Annotated in this window: 14 protein-coding genes; 8 read left to right on the top strand and 6 right to left on the bottom strand. The window is 56.3% G+C overall.

Annotation, left to right across the window (positions count from 1 at the left end):
* Window positions 1-18: 18 nt before the first annotated feature.
* On the bottom strand, window positions 19-153 hold the full coding sequence (rpmH, locus tag ACP15R_RS20185) for a 50S ribosomal protein L34 (protein WP_043319858.1): 135 nt from the start codon (window positions 151-153) through the stop codon (window positions 19-21).
* A gap of 664 nt (window positions 154-817) precedes the next feature.
* On the opposite strand from rpmH, the gene dnaA reads away from it, so the two are divergent.
* The 4 genes from dnaA to gyrB all read left to right on the top strand — a co-directional run bounded on the left by dnaA (window position 818) and on the right by gyrB (window position 7517).
* The gene (gene dnaA / locus ACP15R_RS20180) at window positions 818-2548 is read left to right on the top strand and encodes a chromosomal replication initiator protein DnaA (protein WP_224868239.1); all 1731 of its coding nucleotides are present in this window, start codon (window positions 818-820) and stop codon (window positions 2546-2548) included.
* Window positions 2549-2630: 82 nt separating this feature from the next.
* Window positions 2631-3740, top strand: a complete 1110-nt coding sequence (dnaN, locus tag ACP15R_RS20175; RefSeq protein WP_224868241.1) for a DNA polymerase III subunit beta — start codon at window positions 2631-2633, stop codon at window positions 3738-3740.
* 133 nt (window positions 3741-3873) lie between these two features.
* On the top strand, window positions 3874-4974 hold the full coding sequence (recF, locus tag ACP15R_RS20170; RefSeq protein WP_224868243.1) for a DNA replication/repair protein RecF: 1101 nt from the start codon (window positions 3874-3876) through the stop codon (window positions 4972-4974).
* Window positions 4975-5096: 122 nt separating this feature from the next.
* Entirely contained in the window at window positions 5097-7517 is a 2421-nt protein-coding gene (gyrB, locus tag ACP15R_RS20165; protein ID WP_224868245.1) for a DNA topoisomerase (ATP-hydrolyzing) subunit B, read from the top strand.
* A gap of 81 nt (window positions 7518-7598) precedes the next feature.
* Here the strand turns inward: gyrB and ACP15R_RS20160 are convergent, their stop codons facing one another.
* Window positions 7599-7952, bottom strand: coding sequence for a GNAT family N-acetyltransferase (locus ACP15R_RS20160; RefSeq protein WP_424987917.1), 354 nt, complete (start codon window positions 7950-7952; stop codon window positions 7599-7601).
* A gap of 323 nt (window positions 7953-8275) precedes the next feature.
* On the opposite strand from ACP15R_RS20160, the gene ACP15R_RS20155 reads away from it, so the two are divergent.
* Complete coding sequence (locus ACP15R_RS20155) at window positions 8276-10441, top strand: TonB-dependent receptor family protein (RefSeq protein ID WP_224868249.1); 2166 nt, start codon at window positions 8276-8278, stop codon at window positions 10439-10441.
* Between the two features lie 66 nt (window positions 10442-10507).
* On the opposite strand, the gene ACP15R_RS20150 is transcribed toward ACP15R_RS20155, so the two are convergent.
* From ACP15R_RS20150 to glyQ, 4 genes are all read right to left on the bottom strand, one after another.
* A complete protein-coding gene (locus ACP15R_RS20150) occupies window positions 10508-11650 on the bottom strand; it encodes a class I SAM-dependent rRNA methyltransferase (RefSeq protein ID WP_263600997.1) in 1143 nt (380 codons plus the stop codon).
* Window positions 11651-11746: 96 nt separating this feature from the next.
* A complete protein-coding gene (gene gmhB, locus ACP15R_RS20145; protein WP_263600896.1) occupies window positions 11747-12295 on the bottom strand; it encodes a D-glycero-beta-D-manno-heptose 1,7-bisphosphate 7-phosphatase in 549 nt (182 codons plus the stop codon).
* Between the two features lie 10 nt (window positions 12296-12305).
* Entirely contained in the window at window positions 12306-14387 is a 2082-nt protein-coding gene (glyS, locus tag ACP15R_RS20140) for a glycine--tRNA ligase subunit beta (RefSeq protein WP_224868255.1), read from the bottom strand.
* Window positions 14387-15367 carry a glycine--tRNA ligase subunit alpha gene (gene glyQ / locus ACP15R_RS20135; protein ID WP_222230855.1) on the bottom strand — a complete coding sequence of 327 codons (981 nt, stop codon included), beginning with the start codon at window positions 15365-15367 and terminating at the stop codon, window positions 14387-14389. The genes glyS and glyQ overlap by 1 nt, the downstream gene beginning before the upstream one ends.
* 177 nt (window positions 15368-15544) lie before the next feature.
* Here glyQ and ACP15R_RS20130 point away from each other — a divergent pair, with 177 nt between their 5' ends.
* The 3 genes from ACP15R_RS20130 (at window position 15545) to ACP15R_RS20120 (ending at window position 18052) form a co-directional block, all read left to right on the top strand.
* On the top strand, window positions 15545-16432 hold the full coding sequence (locus ACP15R_RS20130; RefSeq protein ID WP_224868257.1) for a lysophospholipid acyltransferase family protein: 888 nt from the start codon (window positions 15545-15547) through the stop codon (window positions 16430-16432).
* Between the two features lie 324 nt (window positions 16433-16756).
* Complete coding sequence (locus tag ACP15R_RS20125; RefSeq protein ID WP_224868259.1) at window positions 16757-17326, top strand: DUF2239 family protein; 570 nt, start codon at window positions 16757-16759, stop codon at window positions 17324-17326.
* 78 nt (window positions 17327-17404) lie between these two features.
* The gene (locus tag ACP15R_RS20120; protein WP_224868261.1) at window positions 17405-18052 is read left to right on the top strand and encodes a CDP-alcohol phosphatidyltransferase family protein; all 648 of its coding nucleotides are present in this window, start codon (window positions 17405-17407) and stop codon (window positions 18050-18052) included.
* Window positions 18053-18060 lie beyond the last annotated feature (8 nt).

The raw sequence follows: 18060 nt of genomic DNA, 5'->3' as shown, positions 1-18060 counted from the left end.
GCTCGCTAGGCGGCAATCTTAGGCGCACAGAACCTTGCGGCCCTTGGCGCGACGACGGGCCAGGATTTTACGGCCGTTTTTGGTTGCCATACGAGCACGGAAACCGTGGGTACGTGCGCGCTTCAAGTTGCTGGGCTGAAATGTACGTTTCATTTTGTTACTACCTGGATTGTTGTCCTGGAGTCGTGTCCGGGAAGTTTGGGTAATTCTTTACCGCGCTTGGCTATAGCCCGTTAGCGGTGTGCCAAGTCTTGCGAACCGGGCAAAGGTTATCGCGGGCTATGCGCTGCGAAGGCGGCGGATTGTATAGAAAGAAGCCAGTTAAAGCAACGATTCCTGAGTGACGCAATGGAATCTTGGCGAGTGAATCTGCGTTCGCGCGGCTTGTGCCCAATACATGAGGTCGAGTGTTGTTTCCTTTTATATAAGTAGTGTGCACGGCGCTGGGAGCAAAGCGTTTTGTCCTTGTTCATTGGGTGAATTGCGCGCCAACCAGGTAAGTCCCTGTATTGTCTGCACTATTTTCGAGAGTTCACTGTTTGACCCCAAGATACTCACAAGTTGTTGTGGATAACTTAAGGTGGTAGTTGTTGGAGGTTCGCTCAATTTGTAGTCAAGTGGTTGATATTACTAGTCTTTCTTACCAAAAACTTGTCCCCAAATGTGGTGGAGTTGTGGATAACCCGACGCCCAACCGATATACTGTCGGCCTTCATTTGAGGTGATGCCCGCGTTTCTTGGGGGCGGTCCACAGCGATAGTGTGGCCGGTATTGGCGGGCGCAGTTGTACCTCAATTTGTCTTTCTTAGGGGGTTCCTTGTCTGATTCCATCTGGAAGCAGTGTGCTGCCTGTTTGCAGGATGAATTGCCACCACAGCAGTTCAATACCTGGATTCGGCCGCTGCGCGTCGCGGATGCCGGTGCTGAGAGCGCTGAAGGCGAGCTGCGTCTGGTGGCGCCCAACCGTTTTATTCTCAATTGGGTAAGCGACAAATTTCTCGACCGTATTCGCGAGTTGGCGCAGCAGTTTGCCGGTCGCGTGATCGGCGTCGAAGTGGTGGCGCTTGATCGTCGCACGTCCCGCTTCCGTCGCAGCCTCACTGGTGATAGCGCTTATTCCGGTTATCAGCAGAATAGCGGGCATGGGCGTGTTGATCAGGGCTACGGCGGCGCGTCCAACGTTGTAGCGAACAACGTAGCGCAGTCAGGTGTACAGCCTGGGCACGCGGCGGTTGCCAGCGCTCCGGCGGCGAGTTCCGCGGAGGCAGCACCAGCAAGTTTCTCTACGCCAGAAGTGGCGCGTTCCCCGTTGCCCGTTTCTCCCGCACCGGCGCCGTTGCCGATTAATCGTTCACTGCCGGGCATGGATTCCCATGAGAACCTGGCAGCGGAAGCTGCTGGCGCGGACGCATTGAGTGCGGCAGAGAAGTTGCCGGCGGATCTACATAACGGTGAAGTCGTGCCAAGCGGTTTACCCGCAGGGGCCGGTGGTCAGCGTAAGGTGGAAGTCGAAGGGGCGATCAAGCACGGAAGTGCGCTGAATCGCGGTTTCACTTTTGCCTCCTTTGTTGAGGGTAAGTCGAACCAGTTGGGTTTGGCTGCGGCACAGCAGATTGCCGATAACCCCGGTGGTGCCTATAACCCACTGTTTATCTACGGTGGTGTTGGTCTGGGTAAGACGCACCTGATGCATGCCGTAGGCAACGCATTGGTTGAGCGCAACCCCAATGCCAAGGTTGTGTATTTGCACTCCGAGCGCTTTGTAGCGGATATGGTGAAGGCGTTACAGCTGAACGCGATCAGTGATTTCAAACGCTATTACCGTTCCGTGGATGCGTTGTTGATCGACGATATCCAGTTTTTCGCCGGCAAAGAGCGCTCGCAGGAAGAGTTTTTCCATACCTTCAACGCACTGCTTGAGGGTGGTCAGCAGATCATTCTGACCTGTGATCGCTATCCGAAAGAGATCGACGGCCTGGAAGAGCGGCTCAAGTCGCGATTCGGCTGGGGGCTTACCGTAGCGGTTGAGCCGCCAGAGCTGGAAACCCGTGTGGCGATTTTGATGAAGAAGGCCGAGCAGGTGGGTGTGGAGTTACCGCCGGATTCAGCGTTCTTTATTGCGCAGCGTATTCGTTCCAATGTACGTGAGCTTGAGGGTGCATTGCGCCGGGTGATTGCCAACGCTCAGTTCACCGGTCGTGCTATCGACGATATTCTGGTACGCGAGGCGCTTAAAGATCTGCTGGCGCTGCAGGATCGCCTGGTAAGCATCGATAATATCCAGCGCGTGGTGGCGGAGTATTACAAGATCAAGGTGGCGGACTTGCTTTCCAAGCGCCGCAGTCGCTCCGTAGCGCGCCCCCGTCAGGTGGCTATGGCACTGGCCAAGGAATTGACCAACCACAGTCTCCCTGAGATTGGCGATGCCTTTGGCGGCCGCGATCACACCACCGTGTTGCACGCCTGTCGCAAGATCAAGGAGCTGCAGGAATCCGATGGTGATATTCGCGAAGACGTACGTCTGCTAACGCGCTCTTTAACCACCTAACTGTTTGATATTTAATAATTTTTACTACTGCTCGTGATAGCGGTAGGATAAAAACGACCTAACGTAGATCAAGGCAATAATTATGAAATTCAGCGTGAGCCGTGATGCCCTGGTAAAACCACTGCAACTTGTTGCGGGTGTGGTAGAAAAGCGTCAGACACTGCCGGTACTGGCGAATGTACTGATGCAACTGCAAGGGCAGGAGCTGTCGCTAACCGGTACCGACCTGGAAGTAGAGATTGTTGGTCGCCTGCAACTCGAGCAGCCGGCCGAGATGGAGGGTGAGGTAACCGTTCCGGCACGCAAGCTGCTCGATATCTGTCGTTCGCTGCCCGACGGCGCGGAGCTAAAGTTTGAGCGCGATGGTGAGCGCCTGGTGCTGCGCAGTGGCCGCAGTCGTTATCAGTTGTCTACGCTGCCCGCCAGTGACTTCCCGAATCAGGAAGAAACCACCGCACAGAGTCGTTTCTCAATCTCGCAGCGTGAGATTCGCCGCCTGATTGATGCCACCGGCTTTGCCATGGCGCAGCAGGATGTTCGCTACTACCTGAATGGTTTGTTGTTGGAGTGTCGCCCGCAGCAGTTGCGCGCGGTGGCTACCGATGGCCATCGTCTGGCCCTGTGTGATCGCGATGCGCCGGGCCTTAATGTTGATGCGCCGATTCAGGCAATTGTTCCGCGTAAAGGGGTGCTTGAGCTTGCCCGCCTGCTGGAGGATTCCGACGCGAGTGCCGAGGTAGTGCTGGGGAATAACCATATTCGTGTGGTTTGCGGACAGTTTACCTTCACGTCGAAGCTTGTTGATGGCAAGTTCCCCGATTACGAGCGCGTTTTGCCGCGTGGTACCGGTAATCAAGTGTTTGCCGACCGTCTGGCATTGCGCCAAGCATTCCAGCGCGCAGCGATTCTCTCCAACGAAAAGTATCGCGGTGTACGCCTGCAGTTATCCGAGGGTTTGTTGCAGATTGTGGCGAATAACCCGGAGCAGGAAGAGGCTGAGGAGCAGCTGATGGTCGACTACCACGGCGATCCGCTGGAGATTGGTTTCAACGTCGGCTATTTGCTGGACGTTACCGGCGCCATCCACAGCGATCAGATTCGTATTGGCCTCGGCGACGCGAATAGCAGTGCGTTGCTGCAGCAGCCGGAAGAGGGCGATGCGGTGTATGTGATTATGCCGATGCGTCTGTAAGCAACGGTATGTCAGTAGTTCGCTTGTCGAGAGTGTTGTAATTGAGCTGGTTACGCACTTTGTCGCTGGAGACCGCCACCCCCTGGGGCCGGCGGTCTTTTCGTATCTGTAGTTCGCTATTTTGGGTGTGAGTGTGGCGCTATCTCGTGTAGTTCTCACAAATTTTCGCAATATCCAGCACGCTGACGTGGTGTTGGATGGTGTCGTGCACCTGTTTTGCGGTGCGAATGGCAGCGGCAAGACTTCGTTGTTGGAAGCAGTGCATACGCTGGCTAGCGGTCGCTCTTTTCGTTCGCGACAGAGTCAATCACTCATCCGCTATGGTGCGGAATCGCTCGCGGTGTTCGGTCGCTTGCGCAGTGGCGTCGCGCTGGGTGTTGAGAAGCTGCGGGATGGTAAGGGACGCATACGTATCAACCAATTGCCCGCCAGCTCCAGCTCGGAGCTTGCAGCATGCCTGCCGCTGCAGGTAATTAATAGCGACAGTTTTTCTGCGCTGGACGGTGGTCCCGGGGTGCGCCGGCAGTTGCTGGACTGGACAGTGTTCCACGTGGAACATTCGTTTTCCGGGCAGTGGAAGGTGTACCAAAGCGCGCTAAAGCAGCGCAATGCACTGCTCCGTCGTGGTAAAATTGACTCGAATTTGCTGGCCCCTTGGGAGCAACAGCTCTTGTCCGCGGGGGAGGTGGTTCATCAGGGTCGCTATGAGGTCTTTCAGAGGCTGAAGGTCCTTTTTAAGGAGCGCCTTGATGAATTGCCCCGGGACGTTTTTGGCGATCTGGATGTTCAGTATCGCAGCGGCTGGAAGCGCGAATTGAGTCTGGCAGAGGCCCTTGAGTCATCTCGATCTGGTGATTGCGAACAGGGTTTTAGCCGCATTGGACCCCATCGCGCCGACCTTCGGTTCAGCATCAACGGGCAGCCGGCGGAAGCCGTGTTGTCCCGTGGCCAACAAAAGATGGCGGTGTGCGCACTGCGTACTGCCATGGCTGCGACGGTGGGTGGCTCAGAAAAACCATTGTTTTTGGTGGATGATTTACCTGCGGAGCTAGATGATGCCAATCAGGCTCTGTTTGCCCGCTGGGTGCGTGATACGGCCAGCCAAGTACTTGTCACTGGTATTGACCCAGAGACGACACAGCGGGCTTGGAAGACGCTCGACGGCGCTTGGGGTAGCCCACAGATGTTCCACGTGGAACATGGTCGTGTCGAAGACTTTGATTTAAGCGGTTAGCTGTTAAGAGTTCGAACTTCGGCGTTTGCCTTTGCTGGCGGACGCCCGGAAAACAAAAACGCATTTATTTCTAGAAGAGATTAGGCCGCACACTTACCGTGCCGGCGGAATGGAGCAACAGAATGTCGGAAGAGAATAACTACGATTCCAGTAGCATCAAGGTACTGAAGGGCCTGGATGCGGTGCGCAAGCGCCCGGGAATGTATATCGGCGATACCGACGACGGCACCGGCCTCCACCATATGGTATTCGAGGTGGTCGATAACTCCATTGATGAGGCCCTTGCCGGGCACTGTGACGAAATCCGAGTGACCATTCACCCGGACGAGTCGGTCAGTGTTTCCGATAATGGCCGTGGTATTCCTACCGAAATACACCCGGAAGAGGGTGTTTCTGCCGCTGAAGTAATCATGACGGTACTGCACGCCGGTGGTAAGTTCGACGATAACACCTACAAGGTATCTGGTGGGCTGCACGGTGTTGGTGTTTCGGTGGTAAATGCACTGTCTGAAGAGCTGAAACTGACCATTCGCCGTGGTGGCAAAATCCACGAGCAGGTCTATCGCCACGGCGTACCCGATGCGCCCCTGACCGTTGTTGGCGACAGTGAAACCAGCGGCACCACCGTACACTTCAAGCCCTCTGCGGACACCTTCACTAATATCGAATTCCATTTCGAGCAGCTCGCCAAGCGCCTGCGCGAGCTCTCCTTCCTGAACTCCGGGGTACGTATCGTCCTGCGTGACGAGCGCAGCGGCAAAGAAGAAGTATATGAGTACGAGGGCGGCCTACACGCCTTTGTGGAGTTCCTGAACCAGAATAAGACGCCGATCAACAAGGTCCTGCACTTCCAGAACCAGCGTGAAGACGGTATCGCGGTAGAAGTTGCCCTGCAGTGGAACGACTCCTTCCAGGAAAATATCTACTGCTACACCAACAATATTCCCCAGAAAGACGGCGGTACCCACCTGGCTGGCTTCCGTGCAGCGCTTACCCGCGGACTTAACAGTTACATTGAGAAAGAAGGCGTCGGTAAAAAAGATAAAGTCAGCACCACCGGCGATGACGCGCGGGAAGGTTTGACTGCCATTATCTCGGTAAAAGTACCTGATCCTAAATTCTCCTCCCAGACTAAAGACAAGCTGGTGTCTTCCGAAGTGAAGCCGGCGGTCGAGCAGGAAATGGGGCAGTCTTTTAACGATTACCTGCTGGAGAACCCGCAGGAAGCCAAGGCAGTTGTCGGTAAAATGATCGACGCGGCCCGCGCCCGGGAAGCGGCGCGCAAAGCACGCGAGATGACCCGCCGCAAGGGTGCCCTGGATATCGCTGGCTTGCCCGGCAAGCTGGCCGACTGTCAGCAGAAAGATCCCGCGCTGTCCGAACTCTACTTGGTGGAGGGTGACTCCGCGGGTGGTTCTGCGAAGCAGGGCCGCGACCGCCGTACCCAGGCGATCCTGCCGCTGAAAGGTAAGATCCTCAACGTCGAAAAAGCACGCTTCGACAAGATGCTGTCCAGTGCCGAGGTCGGCACTCTGATTACCGCACTGGGTTGCGGTATTGGTAAAAGTGAATTCAATCCGGACAAACTGCGCTACCACTCCATCATTATCATGACGGATGCGGACGTGGACGGTGCCCACATTCGTACGCTACTGCTCACCTTCTTCTTCCGTCAAATGCCGGAGCTGATTGAGCGCGGACACATCTTTATTGCCCAGCCACCACTGTACAAGATTGGTAAGGGCAAACAGGAACAGTACCTGAAGGATGAGGCTGCCCTGACCCAGTTCCTGACCAACGCGGCTCTGGAAAGCGCCACTTTATTTGTAAACCCGCAAGCTCCAGGCCTGTCCGGTACCGCACTCGAATCCCTGGTCAAAGAGTACCGCGGCGTAATGGCGACCATCGACCGCCTGTCGCGCCTGTATCCGGAAGAAGTGCTGCAGAGCATGGTTTACCTGCCGGCAGTAAAGCCAGAACAGCTTCAGTCGAGCGAGGCTATGGCCGAGTGGGCTAACCAGCTGCAGACCCGTCTGGAGCAGGAAGGCGAGGGTGGCGGCCGCCGCCACAGCGTTAGCGTAACGGAAGACCAGGAGCGCAATCTGTTCCTGCCAACCATCGATATCGTTGCCCATGGCGTAAGCAGCAGCTATACCGTTAACCACGAGTTTTTCGAATCGGCGGAATACCGCGCCATCTGCCAGCTCGGCGAAAAGCTGCAGGGCTTGCTGGAGGAGGGGGCTTACATCCAGCGCGGCGAGAAACAGCAGCCGGTATACAGCTTCCCGGAAGCGCTGGCCTGGTTAATGAATGAGAGCCGTCGCGGTTACAGCATCCAGCGCTATAAAGGTCTGGGCGAAATGAACCCGGAACAGTTGTGGGAAACCACCATGAACCCGGAAACCCGCCGTATGCTTCAGGTGACCGTGGAAGACGCCATCGCTGCCGACCAGATTTTCACCACACTGATGGGCGATCAGGTAGAGCCGCGTCGCGAGTTTATCGAGAGTAACGCACTGGCGGTGGAGAACCTGGACGTTTAAGGTCACCCCTACTGCTAATCTCACAATCAAAAGCCCGTTCGGTAACAACCGCGCGGGCTTTTTGGTAAGTAAGTGTTTACTTTATGTTAGCCGGCAGCGCATCACGATCTCATCCTGGCCGGCGCTTGCATTGAAAGTCCGCTCCAATTCGGCAAAGCCGTGCTGCTGTAAGAAGTAGCGCCCGCGCAGATTTTCCTCCAGCACCACCGATGTGAGCTCAACCTGGCCGAACTTGGCCTGTTCCATTAACTCGCTGCCAACACCGTGCCCCTGCTCGCCTGGCGACACAAAAATCGTCTGCACCTGATGATCATCACCCACGGTTACCAGTCCCTCGGCGATGGCACTGCCAGGGCGTGAATAAACCCAGTGCACGTCAGCTACCGGCTCACCACGGTTCCACGGGCCGCACTGTGTCCTGAGCTTGCGCCGCATGGCGCGGCCCTGTTCTGACCAATAACTAACAGGGAGGCTCGGGTGTGCCGTAGATGCCAGAAAAAGCCATAGCTGTAGCAGTCGTTCTATATCCGATTCCTGCAAGGGTCTCAGCATAACAACTCCCAGATTATGTCGATGCAGTAGCAGATGGTAGCTTCCCGCGCCAGTGGCTCCTAACCGAACATCCAGTCGATCGGCGACCGAAAATTGGCACGAAAGTTCAACAAAAACAGAGTTCTACACGGTGACAAAGATCGCTTTGTAAAATATAATAATTCTCATTAACTATCGTAATGAGAGATGTACACAAGGAGCGTCACTTGGCCCGCTTTACCCTCGCCCCGATCTCTGTTGCCCTGCTCGCAAGCCTGAGCACCGGCGCTTTCGCTGAAGAAAAAACTGAAACTCTGGAAACGATTTCCGTTCTCGGCGACACCACTCAGATCGAAAAACTCCCAGGTTCAGCGCATCTGGTAAGCGCTGAAGATCTGGAAAAGTTCGAGTTTGTTGATATCAACCGCATGATGCGTGCGGTACCGGGCGTCTACCTGCGTGAAGAAGACGGCTATGGCCTGCGTCCAAACATTGGTATTCGCGGCGCCGATGGTGGCCGTTCCGGCAAGATCTCATTGATGGAAGACGGTGTGTTGGTTGCACCGGCTCCATATTCCGCGCCCGAGGCCTACTATTTCCCGACCGCGGGTCGCCTGAGCAGCATCGAAGTACTCAAGGGCCCATCCACACTGAAGTACGGACCGTTCACTGTTGGCGGTGCGGTGAATATGATCAGTACACAAATCCCCAGTGAATCTACCGGCAAGGTACAACTGGAAGCAGGTCAGTTTGGTGAGAACCGACTGCACACCTATTACGGCGACAGCACCGACACCACTGGCTGGTTGATCGAAACCCACCAGCAACGCGCAGACGGTTTCCGTGACATCGATCGCGCTGACAGCGCCGATATCAACAAGGAAGACTACCTGCTGAAAGGCCGCCTGAACTCCGCCGAAGGAGCCAAGTACGCTCAGCAGCTGGACGTGAAGTTGCAGTACTCGGAAGAAGAGTCTGGCATGAGCTACCTCGGTCTCACCGACGCCGACTTCGCCGCCGATCCGAATCGCCGCTACGGCATCAGTGCCCTAGACGAGATCGAAAACCGCCACAGCACCGTACAGCTGAACCACTCCATTGCTCTCAGTGAAAGCTTCAGCCTGAACACCCAGGCCTACTACAACAAATTCAAGCGCGACTGGTTCAAGGTGAGCCTCGGCGGCCTGATCGATGCAGCCAATGCTGGCGATGCCGATGCACAGGCCGTGCTTGACGGGACCTTGGACTACGAGGGTGTTGGTATCAAACACAACGACCGCACCTACGTATCCCGCGGTCTGCAAGTAAGTGCTAACTGGCAGTTCCAGACCGGCACCATCGCACATGATCTGGAATTTGGCGTACGCGATCACTACGACGATATCGACCGTTTCCAGCCGGTCGATAACTACAACCAGGTTAATGGCGAACTCGTATTTGTCGACATCACCGACCCTAGCTCGAGCAACAACCGCATCGGTAAAGCAGATGCCACGTCCCTGTTCGTGTATGACCAGATTCAGGTAAATGATGCCCTCGCATTGACCGCCACACTGCGCTACGAAGATATCGAAACCTCACAGCAGCGTTACAACGATGTCGACCGCAGCGAAAAAGGCAGCTACCGCGAAAATTCCCTGAGCGAATGGTTGCCGGGCCTGGGTCTGACCTATCAGCTGACCGAATCCGTTACCTTGCTGGCTGGAGCCCACCGCGGCTTCGCGCCTCCCGGTTCCGGCGCCTCTAACGGCGAGGCCGGAGACCTGTCCACTAACTACGAGTGGGGCGCGCGCTTCGACAACGGTAGCCTGCGCACCGAAGTCATCGCCTTCTACAGCGATTACGAAAGCACCGTACAAAACTGTTCCGTGGCCGTTCCTTGTGCCAACGGCAACGACAGTGGCACCTACGCACTGGGTGAATCGGAAATTAAAGGTGTTGAGGCTCTTGTCGCAACCGAATGGTCGCTGGCGAACGGTTGGCTGATTCCGCTGAGCGCCAGCTACACCTGGACCGATGCTGAAATCACTCGCGACAATGTGGCGGAAGACATCCTTGCGGGCGACAACTTTGCCTACCTGCCGGAGAACGTTTTTGCGGTCACCACCGGTATCGATAGCGGTGCCGACTGGCGTGTAAACCTGACTGCCGCCTATCAGGATGACATGTGTGTCGATAACGCCTGTAATCGCGGCGACGTCGACCAGTTTGCGCGCACCGAGTCCCTGTGGGTGGTTGATGCGGCTGCGCACTACGACTTCAGCGAAGATCTGGCCGGTTACCTGAAGATCGACAACCTGCTGGACGAACAGGCAATCATCAACCGCGCTCCAGACGGCGCACGTGCCAATCGTCCGCGTACCGCTTCTGTTGGTGTGACTTACAGCTTCTAATTCCTGAAGTTGAATGACACATAAAAAACCCGGCAATTGCCGGGTTTTCTTATGTCTCAACAATAATTATTGCAGCGTGCCGCTCAGGTGGACGAAGTGCGCCTTGAGATAGCGTGTCTCTGCAATCGCCGGATGTACCGGGTGATCCGCACCCTGGCCACCACTGCCGATGATGCTGATATTTTTGTCCAGGTGGCGACCAGCGCCACGCAGGATTTCCAGTAAAGTATCCGACGCCAGGTGCATGGAGCAGGAGGCGCTCACCAACAAACCGTTCTTCTCAAGCAGGCGCAGCGCCAACTCGTTGATATGTCGATAGGCCGCCTCGCCAGACTTCTGATCCTTGCGGCGTTTAATAAACGCTGGGGGATCCAGCACCACCGCATCGTAACGTTCGCCACTGGCGATCAACGATTTCATCGCATCGATCGCCTTGCCCTGAATGGTAATCAGATCCTCTTTGCGCTTGTTGAGCGCGGCATTTTCCTCACACCAGTCCAGAGCCTGCCCGGAAGCATCCACGCAGGTTACCTCTGTAGCGCCGTGAGCAAGCGCTTGCACACCCCAACCCCCGGCATAGGAAAACAGATCCAGCACGCGACGGCCTTTCACCCAGCGGTTTAAATGGGCGCGGTTGTCGCGATGATCGTAAAACCAACCCGTCTTCTGTCCCTGGTACACCGGCGCCAACAGCGGTACCCCATTTTCCTCAAATGGCACCATCTGCGGCACTTCACCGTAAGCGACCTCGCACAGCTCCGGCAATTCTTCCACCTTGCGACCCTGGTGATCGTTGCGCAGCAAAATGCCTTGTGGCTTACACAGTGCCTGCAGTGCATTCACAATGTCTTCGCAAAACCGCTCCATGCCCCAGCTACTGATTTGCACCACCAGATAATCACCAAAGCGATCCACTACAAGGCCGGGCAACCCATCGGAGTCTCCATACACCATACGGTAACTGGGATGATCGAAGTACCGCTCGCGCAAAGCCAGAGCCTGCTCCAATCGCCGCTGCAAAGTCTTGCGCGTGAATGCACCCTTGCGCGACACCAGACGCGCACAGATCAGTTGATTTGGATTAACCAGCGCAAAACCCTGACTCTTGCCATTACTATCCAGAACTTCACACTGAGTGCCGGGCTCGATTCCCTTTAGTGGACTGCGCTTGGTGTCCACCTCGTTGCTGTAAATCCACAGATGCCCCATTTTCAGGCGGCGCTCGGCGCGAGGGTTGAGAATTAATTGATCCACGGGAAAACTCCGGTGATGAGTGCCGTCGGCAGATGCGCCGACAGTGATCGATTAGGATAGAACGAAGTCGGCAAATTCAGCGAGGTTTTCCATCACGCGCGTTTCAGCGAGACGCGCGTCCGGGTTCTGCATCAGGTCAGCCAGGGTTTGTTGACCGCAGCCGGTCTGAACCAGCACCGGTTTACAGCCTTTGGCCACGGCACAGTAGAGATCTTTGGCGCGGTCGCCGACAAAAAAACAGTCGTGCAAACTCACATCAAATTCCGCTTCGATAGCATCGAGTAAACCGGTCTTCGGTTTGCGGCAGCGGCAGTTGTCCTCGTCACTGTGCGGGCAGTAGAAGATGCCGGCGACTTCGCCGCCGGCATCTTCTACCTGTTCGCGCAACATCGCGTGAATGGCTTCGAGATCGTCCAGATCAAACAGGCCGCTGGCGAGGCCACTTTGGTTGGTGGCTATGACCAGCTGATGACCGGCCTGGCTGAGACGCGCCATTGCTTCGATACTACCAGGTATCGGCGCCCACTCCGCCGCACAGGTAACATGGTTACCATTGGGCTGATTGATGACGCCGTCGCGATCGAGAACAATAATGCTCATAGCGTGCGCTTTACTTCGCCGGTGCCAGCAGTGAAATATCTGCGGCTTCCAGGAAGAGCCCGCGCAACTGCGCCAGCAGGGCCAGGCGGTTGTTGCGCAGCTTTTCATCCTCGGCCATAACCATCACGCCGTCGAAGAAGGCATCGACCGTGTCGCGCAAGCCGGACAGGCCCGCAAGACCCTCTTCAAAACGCGCCTCGGCATACAGCGGGCTTACCGCATCCGCCGCGTCGCGCACCGCCAGATACAGTGCTTTTTCTGCATCTTCTTCCAGCAGCGCCTGATCGACCTCGTTCGGCGCGGGGCCGTCGAGTTTGGCGAGAATATTGGATACACGCTTGTTGGCTGCCGCCAGTGCTTCCGCTTCTGGCAGCTGGCTGAAGCTGTGCACCGCCTTCACCCTGTTGTCGATATCCAGTGGACGTGACAGTTTGCGCGCGGATACCGCCAGGAATACTTCGGCCTTGATGCCGGCGTCTTCATAGCGGGCGCGGAAGCGCTCGATCATGTAGGCGAGGGTTTGCTCAACCACATTGTCGTACTCGGCCAGCGCGGTGCGCGGATAACCATCGCGGGCCAGGGTAAGTAGTTCGCGCAGATCCAGATCGATATTTTTTTCTACCAGTAGGCGCAGTACACCGAGGCTGGCGCGGCGCAGCGCGAATGGGTCGCGTGAGCCGCTGGGTGGCTGGCCTATGCCGAAGATACCGACTAGGGTATCGATGCGATCGGCCAGGGCTACGATGGTGCCGGTCTCGGTTTGCGGCAATTCATCGCCGGCAAACTTTGGCATGTATTGCTCATACATGGCCTTGGCCACGTCGAGTTGTTCGCCATCGTTTTCCGCATAGTAATAGCCGGCGATGCCCTGCATATCCGCGAACTCAAATACCATTTCGGTAACGAGGTCCGACTTACACAGTTTTGCCGCGCGCTCCGCGAGCGCCGCGTCGCCGTTCAGCTTCTCGGCGATGGCCGCAGCCAGTTTCGCCAGGCGCTCGGTCTTGTCGTAAACGGTTCCCAGCTTTTGTTGGAACACGATGGACTTGAGCTTTTCACGGCGCGCTTCGAGGCTGGTCTTTTTATCGGTCTCAAAAAAGAAGGCCGCGTCGGCCAGGCGTGGACGGATAACACGTTCGTTACCCTCGATCACCTGCTTGGCGTCGGTGCTTTCGATATTGGAAACAGTAATAAAGAACGGCATCAATTTGCCGTCTTCATCCACCACATGGAAATACTTCTGGTGTTCCTTCATCGAAGAAATGAGAGCTTCTGCCGGAACCTCGAGGAAACGCTTCTCGAAGCGTCCGGTCAGCGCCACCGGCCACTCGACGAGTGCCGTCACCTCGTCCAGCAGATCGTCATCGATTACCGCCACACCGTTTACATTGTTGGCTTCCGCCTGCACCTGCTCGCGGATCATTTCCTTGCGCGTGGCGAAGTCCACAATCACAAAGCCAGGATCGCGCAATTGCTGCACGTAATCGTTGGCAGAGGCCACGGTGAGTTCGCGGTTACAGTGGAAGCGGTGACCGCGGGTGGTGTTACCGGCCTTTAGTCCGAGCACCTCGGCATCCACAACCTGGTTGCCGAACAGCATGATCAGCCAGTGTACCGGGCGTACGAATTCTTCCTTGCGTGCACCCCAGCGCATGCGCTTTGGAATAGGCAGTTGCGCCAGGGATTTGCTGACGATGTCACCCAGCAGGTCCTGGGTCGCTGCGCCTTTCTGTTCGCTGATAAATGCCAGGCGTTCGCCCTTGTCGGTTTGCACGCGCGCAAGTTCGTCAACACTGACGCCGGCACCGCGCGCGAAACCCTGCGCGGCCTTGGTCGGGTTGCCGTCTTTATCAAACGCCGAGGCCACGGCGGGGCCGTGCTTTTCAATTTGTTTATCTTGTTGTTGCTCGGCCAGGTCGCTCACCGACACCGCCAGGCGGCGCGGGCTGGCAAACGCGTTTACCTCGCCGTACGCGAGCTCGGCGTCTTTGAGCCCTTGTTCGATACCGTCGGCAAAGGCCTGCATCAATTTGTGCAGCGCTTTTGGGGGCAGCTCTTCGGTACCCAGCTCAACCAGAAAATCCTGAGCCATTACTTCTTCTCCTTCTGCGCGTCGAGTTGGGCAAGTACGTCGTTGCGGGCCTGTTCGGTTGCCAGTGGGAAACCGAGCGCATGGCGCGCGTCAAAATAGGCCTGGGCGACAGCCCGCGCCAGGGTGCGCACACGCAGAATAAAGCGCTGGCGTTCGGTGACGGAAATCGCGTGGCGTGCGTCCAGCAGGTTGAATGCGTGGGAAGCTTTCATTACCTGTTCATAGGCGGGCAGCGGCAGGCCCAGTTCGATCAGGCGCTGGCTTTCGCGCTCGCAGTGATCGAAGGTGGCGAAGAGGAATTCCACATCCGCGTGCTCAAAGTTGTAGTGGGACATTTCCACTTCGTTTTGGTGGAAAACATCACCGTAGGTCACCGCATTGCCTTCCGCGTCGCGGGTCCATACCAGGTCGTAGATGGATTCCACGCCCTGCAGGTACATGGCGATACGCTCGATACCGTAAGTGATCTCACCGGTAACCGGATAGCATTCGATGCCGCCCACTTGCTGGAAGTAGGTGAACTGGGTCACTTCCATACCGTTTAGCCACACTTCCCAGCCAAGACCCCAGGCACCCAGGGTCGGGGATTCCCAGTTGTCTTCAACAAAACGGATGTCGTGTACCGCCGGATCGATACCCAGTGCGCGCAGGCTGTCCAGATACAGCTCCTGGATATTCGACGGCGAGGGCTTCATTACCACCTGATACTGATAGTAGTGCTGCAGGCGGTTGGGGTTCTCTCCGTAACGGCCATCGGTAGGACGACGGCAAGGCTGCACATAGGCCGCATTCCAGGTTTCCGGGCCGATGGCGCGCAGGAAGGTTGCGGGGTGGAAGGTGCCAGCGCCCACTTCCATATCCAGAGGCTGTAGAATGACGCACCCTTGGCGCGCCCAGTATTCCTGCAGGGTAAAAATCAGTCCCTGAAAGGTGCTCAGATCCTGCGCAGGGGCAGAACCGCTGGTTTGTTGCTCGGACACCACAATCTCCGGTTTCAGCTGGGTGGAATAGACAAGGGGCGCAATTATAGCGGTAGCCGGTTGCACGCTAAACAGCGCGCGGGGGATTTGATGGCCACAATCTGGCCTATATAAGACGATCACCGAAAAAAACATGAACAAGAGTGGGCTGAGGCCCCGGCAAGAAGGATGTAACGGTTGGATATCAAAGGGCAATTGGCCGCAGGTGCCTTGAAGTTGATCGGACAACTGCCACTCAAGTGGTCGCGGCGCCTCGGCGGTTTCACGGGCCACTGCGCTGTCGCGACCCGGGCAAACAGTCTGCGGGTGAGTCGCATCAACCTGGCACACTGCTATCCGGAAATGCAGGAAAAGGCGCGGGAACTACTCGCCCGTCAGAGTGTGGTGAATACCGCCATGACGGGATTTGAAGTCGCCAGCCTGTGGCGTCAGTCGTGGAGTCTGGCGGAAGACAGTATCGAACGCATCCGCAACCAACAGTTGCTCACCGAGGGTGTCAGCGAAGGGCGCGGCGTATTGGTACTCGCACCCCATATCGGCAACTGGGAAATCTTCGGCCAGTATCTGGCCACTGTTGGCCCCACTACCAGCCTGTATGCGCCACCCAAGATTGAGGCATTGGATCCCCTGATCCGCGCCGGCCGTGAAAAAACCGGCGCAAACCTGGTGCCGACCAATGTCCGCGGTGTGCGCGCATTGCTCAAGGCGTTAAAAGCCGGCGGCATCGTTGGAGTACTACCGGATCAGGAGCCAGATTTGTCTGGCGGTGAGTTCGCGCCGTTTTTCGGCCACCCCACCCTGACCATGACGCTCGCCTATAACCTGATCCAGCGCACCGGTTGCAAGGTGGTGTTCGGGTTTGCCAAGCGACTTGAACAGGGCTTTGAGCTGGTGTTGTTGCCGGCCGAAGACGCCATTTACAGCGAAGAATCCAAGGTATCCCTCGCTGCACTGAACCGCGGCGTGGAAGCCTGCATTGCCGAAGCGCCGGAACAATATCAGTGGGAGTACAAGCGTTTCCGCCGCGCTCCGGAAGGCCGCACCGGCCTGTATAAGAAAAGCTGATACTTCTGTTATCGCTACCAAGGGTGCTGTTCCAGGAATAACCCCGGGGCAGCAATACCTATTCGTGCCCAGTTCTCGGGCTCGCCGCGCTCCATTGCGCACAATCCTCGCCTCAACTTCTTTAATTTCGCTGCCTGGTTGCCCTGAGACGGCACTTAAGTCTTGTCTACAAGTCCTCTGCCCATGCGGTTATAGGACCATCTGGTCACTACCTGAGGCTAAAGTATTCTGGCAGAAATAACTGCCCATATTACCCGGGTAAATTGATCGCTATTAATACCCGGGTAATAATGGCATCACACATGCGTTTTTTCTGGAATTGAAATGACCACTGAATATCTCGCCATTCATAACGGTTCCCTTGTCGCACGCGGCGACCTTGAGAGCGTGGTGCGCAAGAGCAAGTCGCAGACCGTTGGTATGGAGCCGGTGGTGATGGCGCTGGATACCTGTAAGCGGATTGAGCTCGACTGGCAGGGCGATGTGGACAGTGTTGTGGCGAGGCTTTCTGCGCCAAGCGGACGCGGGCGCCCCAAATTGGGGGTTACCTCAAGGGAGGTAACTTTGCTGCCGGCACACTGGGAGTGGCTAGCGACGCAGCGCGGTGGCGCATCGGTAACGTTGCGACGTCTGGTGGACGCAGCTATCAAAAACGCGACGGCGGAAGAGCAGCTCAGCATGCAGCAAAACCAACTGTACAAACTGCTTTCACTGTTTGCCGACGCAGAGGGCTTTGAAGAAGCCGCACGCGCTATGTATCGCAATAGCCGCAGCGGATTTATCGCGGCGATGAAATCCTGGCCCGCAGATGTGAAAGACGTACTTCTGGAAAAATTTGACGCCTTTAATGCGCCGGTGAACCGGCCTACGAGCGATCAAGTAAACGATGACTAACTTAATTTGTACCCTCGCACGTTTCCCGAAAAATTTCGATTAAGCTCATAGGTAGGTATTTCAATAACCCATACCTCGATGAGCCAAATCGAACCCGAACCCGAATCGGAAGAAGCCCCAATACCCGAAGAAAAGTCACCCTGGCGGTTCTTACCGACCGGGTTGTCGCTGTTGCGTATAGCGCTGATTCCGATCATTTACTGGCTGTCATTGGCGGACAAGCACCTCTGGGCACTGGTGATCTATTGTTTCGGCGCGTGGACCGACCAGCTCGACGGCTGGCTGGCAAATCGGTTTAATTGGCACTCCTATTTTGGCGCCTTACTGGACCCTGTCGCCGATCGTATTTATATCCTCGCGCTAATCCCACTATTGTGGCACTACGGATCCATAAGTGGCATCTACACCACGTTGGTTATTACACGATTTTCAATACAGCTAACGGCCTACCCGGTATTACTTTTGTGGCTTAAAAGGCGTCCGCAGCTTCGCCCGGAATGGTTGTCACGTGCAGCTATGGCGCTTGCATTTTTAATACTTGGAATAGGCTTCGCCGAGCAGCTGGCAATTGAACTCATCCCGGAAAGCACCACAGAAGAGAAGGTTTTTGATCACACCATGGAGGCGCTGACGCTGATTGGCTGTATTTTGGAGGTGTGGGTGCTAGCGCGTTTCTTGCCGCGCTATTGGGATGTTATGCGCGGCAAAGAAGACACCTTTGAGTAGTGTCTCCC

It is taken from the genome of Microbulbifer sp. S227A (assembly GCF_049800935.1).
The sequence above is the reverse complement of the archived record's forward strand: the minus strand, read 5'-3'. Positions and strand labels throughout refer to the sequence as shown.

What these genes read in the sequence shown, in the direction of transcription:
- dnaN (WP_224868241.1), top strand. Translation starts at nt 2,631, where the DNA reads ATGAAATTCAGCGTGAGCCGTGATGCCCTGGTAAAACCACTGCAACTT.
- gmhB (WP_263600896.1), bottom strand. Translation starts at nt 12,295, where the DNA reads ATGAGCATTATTGTTCTCGATCGCGACGGCGTCATCAATCAGCCCAAT.
- ACP15R_RS20150 (WP_263600997.1), bottom strand. Translation starts at nt 11,650, where the DNA reads ATGGGGCATCTGTGGATTTACAGCAACGAGGTGGACACCAAGCGCAGT.
- ACP15R_RS20160 (WP_424987917.1), bottom strand. Translation starts at nt 7,952, where the DNA reads ATGCGGCGCAAGCTCAGGACACAGTGCGGCCCGTGGAACCGTGGTGAG.
- glyS (WP_224868255.1), bottom strand. Translation starts at nt 14,387, where the DNA reads ATGGCTCAGGATTTTCTGGTTGAGCTGGGTACCGAAGAGCTGCCCCCA.
- rpmH (WP_043319858.1), bottom strand. Translation starts at nt 153, where the DNA reads ATGAAACGTACATTTCAGCCCAGCAACTTGAAGCGCGCACGTACCCAC.
- ACP15R_RS20125 (WP_224868259.1), top strand. Translation starts at nt 16,757, where the DNA reads ATGACCACTGAATATCTCGCCATTCATAACGGTTCCCTTGTCGCACGC.
- gyrB (WP_224868245.1), top strand. Translation starts at nt 5,097, where the DNA reads ATGTCGGAAGAGAATAACTACGATTCCAGTAGCATCAAGGTACTGAAG.
- ACP15R_RS20120 (WP_224868261.1), top strand. Translation starts at nt 17,405, where the DNA reads ATGAGCCAAATCGAACCCGAACCCGAATCGGAAGAAGCCCCAATACCC.